Origin of the sequence: Anaerocaecibacter muris (genome assembly GCF_943192945.1) — a bacterium.
Taxonomy (GTDB): Bacteria; Bacillota; Clostridia; order Christensenellales; family Pumilibacteraceae; genus Anaerocaecibacter; species Anaerocaecibacter muris.
In genome coordinates this window covers 28185-42667 of the sequence record NZ_CALPCE010000008.1, presented here as the reverse complement: position 1 = coordinate 42667, position 14483 = coordinate 28185, and the positions used below count along the sequence as shown (strand labels likewise).

13 protein-coding genes are annotated in these 14483 nt (G+C 51.9%); 11 read left to right on the top strand and 2 right to left on the bottom strand.

Translation table 11 applies throughout. The features are described from left to right. Window positions 1–22 precede the first annotated feature (22 nt). Window positions 23–3475, bottom strand: coding sequence for a hypothetical protein (locus NFR57_RS07740; RefSeq protein ID WP_251183270.1), 3453 nt, complete (start codon window positions 3473–3475; stop codon window positions 23–25). A gap of 84 nt (window positions 3476–3559) precedes the next feature. Between NFR57_RS07740 and NFR57_RS07735 the strand changes: the two genes are divergently transcribed. The 8 genes from NFR57_RS07735 to NFR57_RS07700 all read left to right on the top strand — a co-directional run bounded on the left by NFR57_RS07735 (window position 3560) and on the right by NFR57_RS07700 (window position 10022). After that, on the top strand, window positions 3560–4015 hold the full coding sequence (locus NFR57_RS07735; protein WP_275557188.1) for a TSUP family transporter: 456 nt from the start codon (window positions 3560–3562) through the stop codon (window positions 4013–4015). After that, on the top strand, window positions 4012–4446 hold the full coding sequence (locus NFR57_RS07730) for a sulfite exporter TauE/SafE family protein (protein ID WP_251183268.1): 435 nt from the start codon (window positions 4012–4014) through the stop codon (window positions 4444–4446). The genes NFR57_RS07735 and NFR57_RS07730 overlap by 4 nt, the downstream gene beginning before the upstream one ends. Before the next feature lie 486 nt (window positions 4447–4932). Continuing rightward, window positions 4933–6228 (top strand): electron transport complex subunit RsxC, encoded by a 1296-nt coding sequence (rsxC, locus tag NFR57_RS07725; protein WP_251183267.1) that lies wholly within the window; start codon window positions 4933–4935, stop codon window positions 6226–6228. Beyond that, window positions 6225–7346 (top strand): RnfABCDGE type electron transport complex subunit D, encoded by a 1122-nt coding sequence (locus NFR57_RS07720; RefSeq protein ID WP_251183266.1) that lies wholly within the window; start codon window positions 6225–6227, stop codon window positions 7344–7346. Before rsxC ends, NFR57_RS07720 begins: the two co-directional genes overlap by 4 nt. After that, complete coding sequence (locus NFR57_RS07715; RefSeq protein WP_251183265.1) at window positions 7343–8008, top strand: hypothetical protein; 666 nt, start codon at window positions 7343–7345, stop codon at window positions 8006–8008. Before NFR57_RS07720 ends, NFR57_RS07715 begins: the two co-directional genes overlap by 4 nt. Next, window positions 8005–8610 (top strand): electron transport complex subunit RsxE, encoded by a 606-nt coding sequence (gene rsxE, locus NFR57_RS07710; protein ID WP_251183264.1) that lies wholly within the window; start codon window positions 8005–8007, stop codon window positions 8608–8610. Before NFR57_RS07715 ends, rsxE begins: the two co-directional genes overlap by 4 nt. Window position 8611: 1 nt before the next feature. Beyond that, window positions 8612–9202, top strand: coding sequence for an electron transport complex protein RnfA (locus tag NFR57_RS07705; RefSeq protein ID WP_251183263.1), 591 nt, complete (start codon window positions 8612–8614; stop codon window positions 9200–9202). A 19-nt stretch (window positions 9203–9221) separates the two neighbouring features. Next, window positions 9222–10022: an RnfABCDGE type electron transport complex subunit B gene (locus NFR57_RS07700; RefSeq protein ID WP_251183262.1), complete on the top strand. Its 801-nt coding sequence runs from the start codon at window positions 9222–9224 to the stop codon at window positions 10020–10022. A gap of 107 nt (window positions 10023–10129) precedes the next feature. Here the strand turns inward: NFR57_RS07700 and gdhA are convergent, their stop codons facing one another. Continuing rightward, a complete protein-coding gene (gene gdhA / locus NFR57_RS07695) occupies window positions 10130–11458 on the bottom strand; it encodes an NADP-specific glutamate dehydrogenase (RefSeq protein WP_251183261.1) in 1329 nt (442 codons plus the stop codon). Between the two features lie 395 nt (window positions 11459–11853). Between gdhA and NFR57_RS07690 the strand changes: the two genes are divergently transcribed. The 3 genes from NFR57_RS07690 (at window position 11854) to NFR57_RS07680 (ending at window position 14343) form a co-directional block, all read left to right on the top strand. Next, complete coding sequence (locus NFR57_RS07690; protein ID WP_251183260.1) at window positions 11854–12693, top strand: DegV family protein; 840 nt, start codon at window positions 11854–11856, stop codon at window positions 12691–12693. Between the two features lie 231 nt (window positions 12694–12924). Next, the gene (locus NFR57_RS07685; RefSeq protein WP_251183259.1) at window positions 12925–13692 is read left to right on the top strand and encodes a polysaccharide deacetylase family protein; all 768 of its coding nucleotides are present in this window, start codon (window positions 12925–12927) and stop codon (window positions 13690–13692) included. Between the two features lie 6 nt (window positions 13693–13698). Beyond that, window positions 13699–14343, top strand: a complete 645-nt coding sequence (locus NFR57_RS07680) for a single-stranded DNA-binding protein (RefSeq protein ID WP_251183258.1) — start codon at window positions 13699–13701, stop codon at window positions 14341–14343. Window positions 14344–14483: the final 140 nt, after the last annotated feature.

Below are 14483 nucleotides of genomic sequence, written 5' to 3'. Positions count from 1 at the left end.
GTCCGTTTTAAGTTGATTTTTATCAGTCGTCGAGGTCGTCCGATTTTTCTTGCGTTTGTTCTTTTTCTTTGATTTCGGGTTCCGCTTCGACGGGTTGGTCGAGTTCGGTTTGTGCTTCTTCGCGTTCCTCGTCGTCGTAGTCTGTCTCGGCGGGCTTATCGGCGTTGTCGACGGTTCCCTCGTCATCGTCCTTTTGAGCTTGCAAACGCTCGATGTCGCGCATTACGTCGTTGCGGTCGTACTCGGAAGAGTAGGTGACTTTCTTTTTGCGCTTGATGCGGTCGCGCACACGAACCACAACTATTATAATAACCGCCGCGAGCAAAGCCGCGCTGAATATAACCGTCGGGATAATCCACCACTGAATATCGCTTGTAACAGCTTCGCCGCTGTTGTCGTCGTCATCTGCGGCGTTTTCGGAAAGCTGAACGGCTTTAATCATTTTGTTGTTTGTGTCTTTTTGCGCGTTTTCGAAGTCGAGGTTGTCTATAGCCGTCATGGTTATGTTGCCGACTATTAACCGCCCCTGTATATAGCTGTTGCGTTCTGTGCCGCCGAACGCTATTTCCAGTCCGACGTTTCCGCCCGCTTCGCCCGTTGCGATATAGAACGAATAGGTTTTAAACGTTTCGTAATCTCGGCTTTCTTCGTCGTTCTTGGATACAAGCGTGGTTGTGTCTTTAATGTTCTCGAATTCCGCGCTCGTGCCGGTAAGTTTGATGTTTGCGCCTATTGAGGTTTTGTCCGTGCGTACTTCGTCGCTTACTCTTACTTTGACGGTAACGTCAATGCGGTAATAGGTGTTTGCCACAAGCGCGAGTTCGTTATTGCAAGTGTAAACGGTGCGCGTTTTGTCGGTGTTGTATATATACAGCATGTTGCCCGTAAGGTCTTTCTTGTCGAAGCCCGCGTACAACAGGTTGGGTTTCATGCTGTCGGTATTTACAAGACCGCTTATTACGGCGTTGCCGTTTTCGACGGAAGATCTGTTCCACGAATAGGGTATGCCGTAACCGTTTTCGGCTTCGTAAGAATAAAAGTCGTAATAGTCAAGCGAGGGAGTGGAGAACGAATATACGCCGAAGTCGAGGTTTTTGCGACCCGCAGAGCTTGCTATCGCTTTTTTGTACTTTTCTACTTGCGCGTCGTATTCCTGCGAAACGGGCGTGTTTTCGTCCGCCGCCGTCCACTCGGTAAGAGCTACCTTGCTGACGTAAATATTGCCGTCGGACAGCTTGCGCGTATTGTCGTAACGGTCGTTAAGTCCGAGCCAAATTTCGACGTACACGGTTTTTTCCGCGAGCGGCGCGGCAAGGTAGAACGTGTAGGTTTTAAAAGTGCCGTCGGGCGTTGCCGTTATGTTTTCGATAGTCGATATTACGTCGCCGTCCGTTGTTTTGAGAACGAGCGACGCGCCGTAACTGCCTGCGCTTACGCCGTTCACAGCCATATCGACGGTGAGCTTGTTTGCTTTGTCGACCGCGAGCGTGACGGAAGGGGACTGATAGCAGAACGCGGTAGGGCTAATCGACGAAAGCAAAAGAACGTTGTTTAACGTGTGGTCGATATGCGCGGGATTGGTTACGCCGGGGATTTTGCCGCTGTTGGCTATTTCGTCGAAAGTTTTGCTGTCGGTGGGCAGTATGCCGTGTACCGCGCGGCGCGTATCTACTTCGTTTTTGCTGAACCCTCGCGTTTCCACTTTGTCGGGCGTAAGGTACGACCATTCTGCGACGGGCAGGGGGAATTTGATTTCGTCGTCCATGTCGCCGACGCTGCCGAACGTGCCGTTGGCAATGCCCGTATCTTCCGCCGCGGAGTCGAGCGAACTGAACACGTTGCCGCCGTCCGCCGCCGACATTGCTTTGTAATCGGAATAGGAGAGTTCGGTGAACGTTACGTTGTCGAACATCGCTATTCCCGCGGATTGTGCCGTCGGCGCGCCTAACCACAGCTCGAAGCTGACGGTGTAGTCGTTGAGCATGGAGCCTTGAATATAGATAATCTGTTCTTTCCAGCCGTAATGCGAGGTAGCCGCGCTATCGCCCGTAAGCCCCGTATATTCGGTTATTTTTTTGTTGCGGTTTGCGCCGTTCGCTTTGCCTTTGACGGCGAGCGATATGCCGTTGCCGCCCTCGATGCTGTCGCCCTTGACCCATACGGAGAAGCGATAGTATTTAAAGCGTTCTATCTTGACTTCGGGCGAGGCTACGCCGTAAGCGGCGTTCTTGAACTCCTTGCCGTTGTACGTCGTTATCATGAGGATATTGCCGTTGTTGCCCGCGAACATGGGGTGACCGTCAACCGAATACTCGGTTTTGCCGAACGGCGTGCTCGGGTTTTGCGTAAGCCCGTAAATGTTATCTTCCTCGATAAGGTTTTCGGAATTGTAAATCAAACTGCGCGCCGCGCCCGCATACGAGTGGTCTTCGCTGTTTTCGTCGTAGTAAATATTGGTTTTCCAGTTGTCGAACCCGTCGGAGAACGTGCCTATTTCTACCGCGTCGTCGCCCGTGCCGTTTGTGATAAGGTCGGTTTCGTTAAGGTCGATAGCTATCGCCGTACCCATGCCGTTGTCGTAAACGTTGGTTCGTTCGGTTTTGACGAAGTGTTGGGTTTCCGCCGCGAAAGTATATGCGGAAATCTGTTCCGCGTTGACGGTATCGAAAAACGCGTAACCGCTTGCGGGGCGGGGCATTATTTCCGTGGGATCCTCGTCGTTGCCCTGAACGGCGTCGCCGATACCGAGTTCGAGGTTGACCGTTTTGGAGAGCGCCGCCGACGTGCGGACATAAAACGTGTATTTAACCCAGCCGTATTTGTTTTCCTTGGTGAGGACGGGGATGCCGTTTTCGGCGGGAAGATTTTTGACGGTGTTGATATTGAGGAACGAACAGTTTTCGCCGAGCCCGCTCAATTTGATCGTTGCGCCGGTGTCCGCCGCAAAGTCGCCCGTTTTGACCCATGCCGAAACGCGATAGAACGAATTGGCGGCAAACGTCATGTCGCCGGACTTGTAAGTGTATGCGACTTCCGCGTTTTTAGCGGTGTTTACCAAAAGCGTTTTTGCGTCCGTGCCGCTGTACTCCGACGACGTGCCGAATATGGTTTGCGGCATGGATTTTTCGTCCGCGTATTCGGGGTACTGGTCGAGCTTGTACGCCTTATTGCCGGAGTTGGCGCCGAAGTACGACGAAGCGGTCAAATCGATAACGCCGGAAATGACGTTGCCCGTGCCTTCGTCTTTATTCGCGCCCGTCCACGACGACGGCGCGGCGGGGTAACTGCCGGAGCTCGAATCGAAGTTTGTGTTGCTCAAACCGAGCGAGGTCGGCTCGAATTCGGGTACTTCCTCGATGTCGGCAAACGCCGCGGTGCGCGTAAAAGTGAACGCGGCGCCCAGCATGGACAGAGCCACTGCCGCCGATACGAATAACGTTATCGCTTTGTTTTTCAATCTTTTGATAGAGTGCATGGAGATACCTTTATATAGTTTTTCTTATACATTAAATATTATATAATATACGCGTGCAAATTGCAAACGATTTGACGGCAAATCATGATATTGCGACAAAAAATTTACCCGCCGCGCTCGCTGAGCAGTTGCGTTGCATCGCGGTTATTTTTTGCAAAAGGAAGCAAAACTATTTACATGAACGCAAAGGTTAAATCGACGCTCGTTTACGGCGGAAGCGTCGCAGTAGGATTGGTATCGGGATTTTTCGGCGGCGGTGGCGGCATGCTGTGCGTGCCGTTATTGCAGTTTCGCGGGCTGGACGCAAAGCGCGCGCACGCGACAGCTCTGCTCGTGATTTTGCCGATATGTATAGCAAGCTCGATTGTCTATATAGTCAACGGGTATTTCGACGGTACGGCTGTGCTGTGCGCGTGCATAGGCGTCGTTGCGGGCGGCGCGGTGGGCGCGGCGGCGCTCGACAAGCTGAACGGCGCGACGATAAGCGTTATTTTCGCGTTGCTCATGATGGCGATAGGGTTAAAACTGGTGATAGCATGACAGCGCAACACATTATTATTGCGGTGTCCGCACTGGGCGGAATTATAGGCGGCATGGGCATGGGCGGCGGAACGCTGCTTATACCGTTGCTCACGCTCGCGGCGGGATTGGAACAGCACCTCGCGCAGGCTATAAACCTGATAGCGTTTGTGCCCATGTCGATAGTCGCGCTTATAATTCACAAAAAAAACGGTTACGTGGATGTCAAACGATCCGCACCTATAATGATATTCGCGCTTGCGGGTGCAATCGGCGGAAGTTTTTTGGCGAAGTACGCGGGCGGGTACGCGCTTCGCGCGTGCTACGGCGCGTTCCTGATAGTTTTGGGTGTTGTGCAGATGTATAAAACGGTTCGCGCGGTGATAAAGTCGAAACAACAGAGTAAAAGCGAGCGCGCCGCAGTCGAAAAGGTTTCTTCCGTCGGGAAGTGAAATTTAAAATGTTTTAATTTTTCAAATTGCTACCGTTCCGTCAATGGCAGGTCGTCGGCATTAAATTCGACAAACCCCGTCAAACGCCTTTACAAAAACTTTGACTGATGTTATAATAAAACGAATTTGCTTGTTATGTTAAATAGCATGACGAGCGACAAAAAATCTTTGATTTTTTATGCGCTTAATGTTATAATACAAGCGAATTTGCTTGCTTGCAAGGGCAAATTCACGCCGTATTCGCAAGATTAGCGCAATTTGCGCAAGCAAAACAGCGCGAAGCGCGACAAAAAATCTTTGATTTTTTATGCGCTTAATGTTATAATACAAGCGAATTTGCTTGCTTGCAAGGGCAAATTCACGTCGTATTCGCAAGATTAGCGCAATTTGCGCAAGCAAAACAGCGCGAAGCGCGACAAAAAATCTTTGATTTTTTATGCGCTTAATGTTATAATACAGGCATATATTTAATTCGGGTCGAAGTAATTGAAGTCAAAGACGTTTAAAAAAGGAATTTCCGTTCCGCACAACAAATACGCGGGCGCGTCCGCGCTTAAAGACTGTCCTGCGCCGCAGACGGTGTATATTCCGCTTGCGCAACACATAGGCAAGCCCGCGACGGCGACTGTCGCGGCGGGCGACGTCGTTAAGGCGGGAACGCTTATCGGCAGGGCGGACGGGCTTGTGTCGGCGAATATATTTTCGTCGGTTTCGGGCACGGTCAAAGCCGTTGCGCGGTTGAAAACTCCGACGGGCGCGTGCGATCACGTCGTTATAGAAAACGACGGGCAATATACCGAACAGCGATTGCCCGCATTAAAGGATAAAAGCGGCGAAAGCCTGTTGACCCGCATGCGCGAAGCGGGGCTGGTCGGAATGGGTGGCGCGGGGTTCCCGTCGCACGTCAAGTTCTCGCCCAAGACCGCCGTCGATACGTTTATAATAAACGCCGCGGAGTGCGAACCGTACATAACATGCGATTACAGGCTTATGAAAGAGCGCGCGGCGGAGTTTATTCGCGGCGCGGATTATCTTGCGCGCATACTCGGCTTGGATAAGTTTTTCGTCGGTATAGAGGATAACAAAGCCGATCTTGTCGACGTGCTTAACGCCGCGGCACAAAATGCGTCGGTGCGGGCAGAAGCGATAATGCTTAAAAGCAAGTACCCGCAGGGCGCTGAAAAACAACTGATTTACGCGGTTACGGGACGAAAAGTGCCGCTCGGCAAACTGCCCGCGGACGTCGGCGTTGTTGTGGGCAACGTGCACACGGCTTACGCGCTGTATGACGCGGCGGAAAACGGAACGCCGCTGTTTCGCAGAACCGTTACCGTCAGCGGCGGGGCTATCGGCGCGCCGTCCAATCTTTGGGTGCGCACGGGCACGCGTTATTCGGACTGCGCAGAGTTTTGCGGCGGGGTGTCGGACGATTGCGTTAAGCTGTTGTCGGGCGGACCTATGATGGGATTTGCGCTCGGCGATCTCGAATATTCGGTGACAAAAACTACGGGCGCGTTGCTCGCTTTGACGGCGGCGGAAGCAAACACCTTGCAACCGCAACCGTGCATTAACTGCGGCAAGTGCGCGCGCGCTTGCCCCATGAACCTTATGCCCATGTACATAGACGCTTACACTCGCCGCGGCGACTACGCTTCGGCAAAGAAGTACGGCGCGACAAGCTGTATAGAGTGCGGGTGTTGTGCGTACTCCTGTCCGGCAAAACGACCCATAGTTCAGTCCGTGCGGCTGTGCAAAAACAAGATAAGGGAGCTAAAACTATGAAAACGGTTTCGGCTTCGCCGCATTTGACGCGCAAGGGCAATTCCACGCGCTCTATAATGACCGACGTTTTAATCGCGCTGTCGCCGTGCGTTGTCGCGGCTACCGTGATGTACGGGTATCATGTGGTTATCAACCTCGTCACGTGTCTTATTTTCTGCTTCTGTACGGAATTGTTGTACAATCTTATCGTGAGCAAAAAATGGAACAGGGAAGGAGTTTTGCGGTCGAGCGTATTCGACCTTTCGTTCGCCGTGACCGCCGTTATACTCACGCTTAACCTGCCTGCGGTCATGCCCGTCGATATTTGGGGCTTGACCGTGTTTAAAGGCACGGGCGAAATAGCGTTCAGTTTCGATACTGTCATACTGTGCGCGCTCGGTTCTATTTTCGCAATCGCGCTTGTTAAAATGCTGTTCGGCGGCATCGGCAGAAACTTTGCCAACCCCGCATGCACGGGCAGGATTTTTCTGTTTATTGCGTTCGGCGGCGCGGGTGCGTTTAATCTTACAAGCTCGCTGTGGGCTGACGGCATGAGCACAACCGCCGCAACGTGGCTGGGCACGCGCAACGTCGTTACGGGCGGTATGTTGCTCGACATGTTTTTGGGCAACACCGCGACGGCGGCGGTGGGCGAAACGTGCGTAATTGCTATACTTGTCGGTTACGTGTATTTGTCGGCTCGGCGGGTTATCGATCCGCGCGTGCCGCTTATGGTAATAGGTTCGCTCGCGGTGTTCGCGTTTTTGTTCGACGTCGTTCCGTCGGGTGCGCGCGGCGCAAACATGTTCTATTCGACCGTCGCGCACGTGCTGTCGGGTGGCTTGCTGTTCGGCTCGGTGTTTATGGCGACAGATTACGCGACAAGCCCGAACACCTTTATAGGCACTGCGATTTATGCTGTCGGCATAGGTCTTATAACCGCGCTTATTCGCGCGTTCGGCAGTTTTCCCGAAGGGTTTTCGTTCGCGCTGTTGATTATGAACATAGTCACGCCGCTAATCGATAAATACATAGTTCCCAAGCCGTTCGGCTATATCAAGCCCGCAAAAGTTAAGCCCGATAAGCAGGTAGCGGCGTGGCAGAGCGGCGTAACGGACGGTAAAGGCGGTGACAAATGAACGGAAAATCGCTTAACAACGCGTTTAAGGCGGTCGCCGTGCTTGTGCTGATTACGGCGGTATGCGTTGCGGTGCTCACCGTGTGCAATATGTTTTTCCCCAAATACACGCCCGTGCTCGACGCGCAAACCGCAAAACTGATTAACGGAATATGTCCGACGGGAGTAGAGGACGGCAAAGCGAAGTCGGACGGGTATATCGTCCTGTTAAATGACAGCGATTACGGCGCGGATATGTCCGCGTTCAATAAGTCCAACAAGGCGCGAAAAGCGGAAGTGCTTGCCGTTTACGGCGAGCCAAAAGGCGAAATGGCGGGCGCGTACATAATAGAAAGCAAGTCTGCGGGGCGCGACGGCGACGTTGTGGTCTTGATAGCGTATTACGGCAAGCGAATAGCGGGCGCAACCGTGAAAAAGCAGGGCGAGAGCTATTGGAGCAAACTTCCGCCCGATGTTTTTGAAGTTTTAAGCGGAAAGGACGCGTTTTCGGACGTTGATTTACAGGGCGAGTTCGGCAAAACGGGCGCGACGCTGTCGCTGTCCGCAATAGAACGCGCGGTAAATATAGCCAACAAATACGCAAAGCAGTACGACATGAAAATTTCGACGGGCATGATAGAAAGCTATCCGACCGCGGCGGCGCAAGCGGAGGTGTACGCATGAACAAAAGCGAATTCAAAAAGACCGCGCTCGGCGGACTGACCAATAACCCCGTGTTCGTGCTCGTGCTCGGCATGTGTCCGACGATAGCCAAGTCGGACAATATAATCAACGCCGTGTCGCTCGGGCTATGTACGGCGTTTGTGCTTATTTGTTCCAACGTCATAATTTCCGCATTGCGCAAATTTATTCCAGACAAAGTGCATTTGCCCGCGTACATAGTGATAATAGCGTCGCTCGTGACGTTCGTGCAAATGGTGGTCTCGTCGTTTTTGCCGACGCTTAACGACAGTATAGGCGCGTTTATTTCGCTGATTACGGTCAACTGCATAATTCTCGGCAGAGCGGAAGCGTTTGCGGGCAAAAACAAGGTATTGCCGTCGCTTATCGACGGCGTGTCTATGGGACTGGGCTTTATTGCGGCAATAACGCTGCTCGGCGCGACGCGCGAACTGCTAACCGTTATGTTCGGGAGCGGGTTCTTTGATAAAACCATGGGCGGATTTATTGTGCTCGGGCTTGTTATGGCTGTGTTTAACGCAGTGTTTTCGCTTATAAAAACGAGCGCCGCCAAGCGCGCAGCTCTTATAGAAAGGGGGGCTTGATATGGATTACTTCCTCGCCGCCGTTTCGATAGTTATTTCGAGCATACTGACTAACAACGTCGTACTTAACCAAAGTATAGGCATGTGTCCTTTCTTGGGCGTAAGTAAAAAGACGCAGTCTGCGACGGGCATGGGGCTTGCCGTTACGTTCGTCATAACAATAGCGTCGTGCGTGTGCTGGATAATTTACACGTTTGTGCTTGACCCGCTGTCGATAGGGTATTTGAGCACGGTTGCGTTTATCCTTGTAATAGCGTCGCTCGTTCAACTGTTGGATATTGTTTTGAAAAAACTTTCGCCCGCGCTTTACGGATCGTTGGGCGTGTATCTTGCGCTTATCACGACCAACTGCGCCGTTCTCGGCACGGCTAACTCCGTCATATCGCAGGGCTTGGACTTTTTCCAAACGCTGTTGACCGGGCTGTCCATAGGCATAGGTTTTACCGTTGCGCTTATACTCATGGCGGGCATACGCGAAAAACAGGAACTTTACGACGTGCCCAAGCCGTTCCGCGGTTTTCCCATTGCGCTCGTGACCGCGGGCATTATGGCAATGGCGTTTTACGGCTTTTCGGGGCTGTCGTTCACTTGATACGGGGAGAAAAGCGATTGTGGAAATAGTATTGAGCATAGTTGTTCCCATATTGATAATTTCGGCGTTTGCGGCGGTGTTCGCGTTTTGTCTGTCGTATCTCGGCGACAGGCTCGCAGTCGAGCGCGATCCGAGAATAGACGATATAGAACGTAACCTTTCGGGCGCGAACTGCGGCGGTTGCGGCTATGCCGGGTGTTCGCAGTTTGCCGAAGCTCTGTTTAAAGGCGAAGCGGACATTTCCCGTTGCAATCCCACTCCGCCCGAAAACAAAAAGAATATCGCAAAAATCCTCGGCATGAGCGGGTTCGAGAGCGAAGCGACCGTTGCGGTCGTGCACTGCGCGGGCGGCAATCGCGCCCTCGACAAGTACGACTATCAGGGGTTCGGCGATTGCAAAAGCGCGCAAATCCTCGCGGGCGGGAGCAAGGCGTGCGAGTATGGGTGCATGGGCTTATGCTCGTGCGTGTCGGCGTGCCAAAACAGCGCGGTCGCTATCTGCAAAGATACGGGCGCGTCCAAAGTGGACAGAGAAAACTGCACGTCGTGCGGTCGGTGCGTGTCTGCGTGTCCCAAAAAGATAATAGGGCGTATTCCCAAGTCCGCAAAAGTCTATATCGCGTGTTCCAATACGACAAAGGGCAAGGAAGTAATGTCCGTGTGCAAGGTGGGGTGTATCGGTTGCGGCAAGTGCGAACGCAGTTGTCCGACGGGCGCGATACGGCTAAACAACAACCTCGCCGCGATTGATTATTCCAAGTGCATAGGCTGTATGAAATGTGCGGAAGGCTGTCCGCGCAAGTGCATACTTACAGTGTAAAAGCGATATAAACGGCGTTCTCGCGCGGTCGGTATGCAATGTTACAAGCATTAAAAAACATCTTGCAAATTTTGCAAGATGTTTTTTGTATACGGTGTTTTTTTGTTTTACACGCCTTGGGCAATCATGGCTTGCGCAACTTTTAAGAAGCCCGCAATGTTCGCGCCCGACACATAGTCCGCGGGTTTAGAATACAGCTTTGCCGCTTCGGCGGTCTTGTCGAATATGCCTTTCATTATGCCTTTCAGCTTGCCGTCAACCTCGTCGAAAGTCCATGCCAAACGCTGTGAATTTTGGCTCATTTCGAGCGCGGAAACGGCAACGCCGCCAGCATTTGCCGCTTTTGCGGGCATAAACAGCACGTTGGCGGCTTGGAACACGTTTATAGCCTCCGTGGTAGACGGCATGTTCGCGCCTTCGCCGACGGCTTTTACTTTGTTTTTTACAAGCGTGTGGGCGTCGTTTTCGTCCAGCTCGTTTTGCGTCGCGCAGGGGAGCGCGACGTCGCACTTGACCTGCCAAACTTTGCCGCTGTCGTGATATTCCGCGCTCTTCACTCTGTCGGCGTATTCCTTAATTCTGCCGCGCTTGACTTCCTTGATGTCCTTGACGACGGCGAGATCTATGCCGTTTGGATCGTAAATCCAGCCGTTTGAGTCGGACATGGTAACTACCTTACCGCCCAGCGTTTGAACCTTTTGCGCCGCGTAAATAGCGACATTGCCCGATCCCGAAATGGCGACGGTCTTGCCCTTGATTCCGTCGTTGGCGGCGGCGAGCATGTTTTCAGTGATGTAAACAAGCCCGTAGCCCGTTGCCTCGGTGCGGGCAAGCGAGCCGCCGTAAGTCAAGCCTTTGCCCGTGAGCACGCCTTCGTAAAGATTTTTAATGCGCTTATACTGACCGTACATGTAGCCGATCTCTCTGCCGCCCACGCCTATATCGCCTGCGGGTACGTCCGTGTCCGCGCCGATATGCCGCGAAAGTTCGGTCATAAAGCTATGACAAAAGTCGCGTATTTCGCGCTCGGATTTGCCTTTGGGGTCAAAGTCCGAACCGCCCTTACCGCCGCCGATAGGCAAGCCCGTAAGCGAGTTTTTGAAGATTTGTTCAAAGCCCAAAAATTTGATGATAGACAGATTGACGGACGGGTGCAAACGCAACCCGCCTTTGTACGGTCCGATTGCGTTGTTGAACTGGATACGATAGCCGCGGTTGACGCGCATATTGCCGTTGTCGTCCGTCCAAGGCACACGGAACATTATTTGTCTGTCGGGTTCGGTAATCCGTTCGAGCACGGCGTTGCGTTTATACACGTCGTCACTCTCCACGACGGGGCGAATGGTGTTTAGCACCTCGTCCACGGCTTGCATGAATTCCGGCTGACCCGCGTTTCTCGCGGCGACCGCCGCGCGCACTTCTTCGATGTATGACATAAAACCTCCCGAAATAATACAAGGGCACTGTATTTTACAGCGCCCTTGCTCGTAATATGCGATTTAATTATATGCGCGAAAAGCCCGTTTGTCAAGCGTTTTGCAAACTGTTTTTTATATTTTTTCGCGCGCGCCCGCTCGCGTTTACTCATAATACTTTCACATAAATTACAATATATTATGATAATATTATCGTATAAGCGGTATATTATTTGGTAACTATCGCGGCAAATTGCGGTATATAATCATAATTTAGACCGAAAAACGGCTAATTTGTACCGTTTGCGGCAAAGGCTACGGACAAAGGGGTTGACCTTACGGTATAAAACATGATATACTGTTAATAATCAAAAACGGCGCGCGATATTGAAGTTGCGCGTGACGGCGGTGATATAATGGTTAAGTTTATAGTTGATTCTACATTCGGCGTGACGCGCGAGTACGCGCGCGAAAACGATATTAAGATTGTAAGCCTTACGCTGTTGTTAAACGGCAAGGAGTATGACGAAGGTTATCCCGACGAGTGGGATACGTTTTATAAAGAGTACGTGCGCAGTAAAGCGGCGGCAAAGACGTCGCAACCTTCGCCCGATAAGTACCGCGTTGCTATCGACGAAATTTTTGCGCAAGACGAAAACAGCGAAATAATAATAATGACCATTGCCGACAGGTTGAGCGGAACGATAGGTTCCGCAAAGATAGCCGCGGCGCAGTACAGCGACAAAAGGGTAGTCGCAATAAATTCCAACGAGGCGGGTCCGTCCGCGCTTATGTTCTTGCGCGAAATGGTAAAAGCGCAACAGGCGGGCGCGACTATGGACGAGCTTTTGGCGTTTGCCGACGAGCTTAAAGGCCGTATAGCCATGCAGTTTATTCCCGCGTCGCTTACCGAACTTGCTCGCGGCGGCAGGGTGAACAAACTGTTGTCGAGGCTGGGCAATATTCTTAAAATCAAACCCGTATTCGAGTTTGCCAAAAATGACCTTACGGTGTACGCCAAGGCGCTCGGCTTTAACCGCGCGGTGGAAGCGGCGATAGCGCATTTGCCGCAAAAGTTCGACAGCATACTTGTTTATTATATAGGCGACGATAAAAATATCGAGCCGCTTAAAGACAGGCTGTTCCGCAAGTTCGGCATGTCGAGCATACAGGTCGAGCCTATGTGTCCCGTCGGCGGCGTGCATATAGGCGTGGGTACGGTCGGCATTGTGACGCTTGCGAGCAAGGAACAATAGTCAAAACGCAATCGACGGATTGTTATTCATAAACAAATATAACTTGTAGAGCAAAGACCGAATTATGTTCGGTCTTTTTTTGCGCTGATTTTGTCGTATTGTTCTAATGCGCATAGCGGGGGAATATCATTAGATAGGCGAAAGAGCGCGGTGCGTCGGCAAAACAAGACAGGTATCGACAAAACTTGCGGTTCTTCGCGTAATAAACTATGGTATTATTGGAGAGGTCCGATGAGGTTTTTGGTTATCAAACGACGGGCGATAATTATTGCGGTGATAGCGGCAACCGTGTTCGCGCTTGCGCTTACCGGCGTTTACTACACGGGCGCGGCGGCTATCTATAACAACGTAAGTCCCAAAAAAGTGCCTATATACTCCGTGGAAACGGACGAAAAGGCTGTTGCGCTCACTTTCGACGCTGCGTGGGGCGCGGACAAAACGCTCGGCATACTGGAAACGCTGGAAGAAAAGGACGCATGCGCGACGTTCTTCCTTGTCGGGTTCTGGGCGGAGAAGTACGAAAAAGAGCTTAAAACTCTCGCGGAGTCCGAACGCATAGAAATCGGCACTCACTCCGCGACGCACCCGTACATGTCGAAGCTGTCCAAAAGCCAAATGTCGCTCGAACTGTCAACGTCCAAGTCGCTTATCGAAAAGATTTCGGGGCGTAAAGTCGAGTTGTTCCGTCCGCCTTACGGCGACTATTCGGACGCGTTGTTGAACACCGCGCAGGAACAGGGCTTGTACACGATACAGTGGGACGTGGACTCGCTCGACTGGAAAAACCTGTCCAAGGAGCAAATCGCCTCGCGCGTGGTGGGCAACTGTCGCAACGGCAGTATCGTGCTTATGCACAACGACGGTAAGCACACGTTGGAAGCGTTGCCCGCGATTATAGACGGACTGCGCGCCAAAGGTTACAAATTCAAAACGGTAGGTCAGTTAATCTACAAAGATAACTATACTATAGACCATACGGGAAGACAGATAAGGAGTTAAACTTCCATGAAAAACGAAAAATCAACCAATACTGTGTACTTGCAAGGACGCGTCGGCTCGGCGGTGGAATACTCGCACGACCTTTACGGAGAACGGTTTTACGAGTTTAAGCTGAACGTGCCGCGGCTGTCGGAACATCTGGACGTTATACCGATAACGGCGTCCGAAGCTCTTGTTGCGGGGCTTCAAGCGGACGAACTGATAGCGGTAAGCGGGCAGTTTCGCAGTTTTAACCGTCCCGACGGCGAACGGTCGAGGTTGATTTTAAGCGTGTTTGCACGCGAAATAACACAGCCGCAGGCGGAAGTCAATCCCAACGCGGCGGAATTGATAGGGTATATCTGCAAACCGCCCATATACCGCACAACGCCGTTCAACCGCGAAATTTGCGACGTTTTGCTCGCCGTCAACCGCGCTTATTCCAAGTCCGACTACATACCGTGCATTGCATGGGGCAAGAACGCGCGGCTCATAAAGAACGCGCCCGTCGGTCAAAAGATGTGCGTTGCGGGCAGAATACAGTCGCGGCAGTACACCAAAAGGTTGGATAACGGCGAAACGGAATTGCGCACCGCTTACGAATTTTCCATAGGCGCGGTGGAGTTTTTGCAAAAGGAAAGCGAAGTCGCATCGACTTCGGACGAAATGTAATAACAATGTTATATCGGCAAAGGCATAGCCGAAAAAAAACAGCCTCGACGACATTGTGCGGCGAGGCTGTTGAAATTTATGGGATATTCAGCGGTTGTTGTATAGCAACGGTCTTTTTATGCGTGCGGCAAGATACTTGT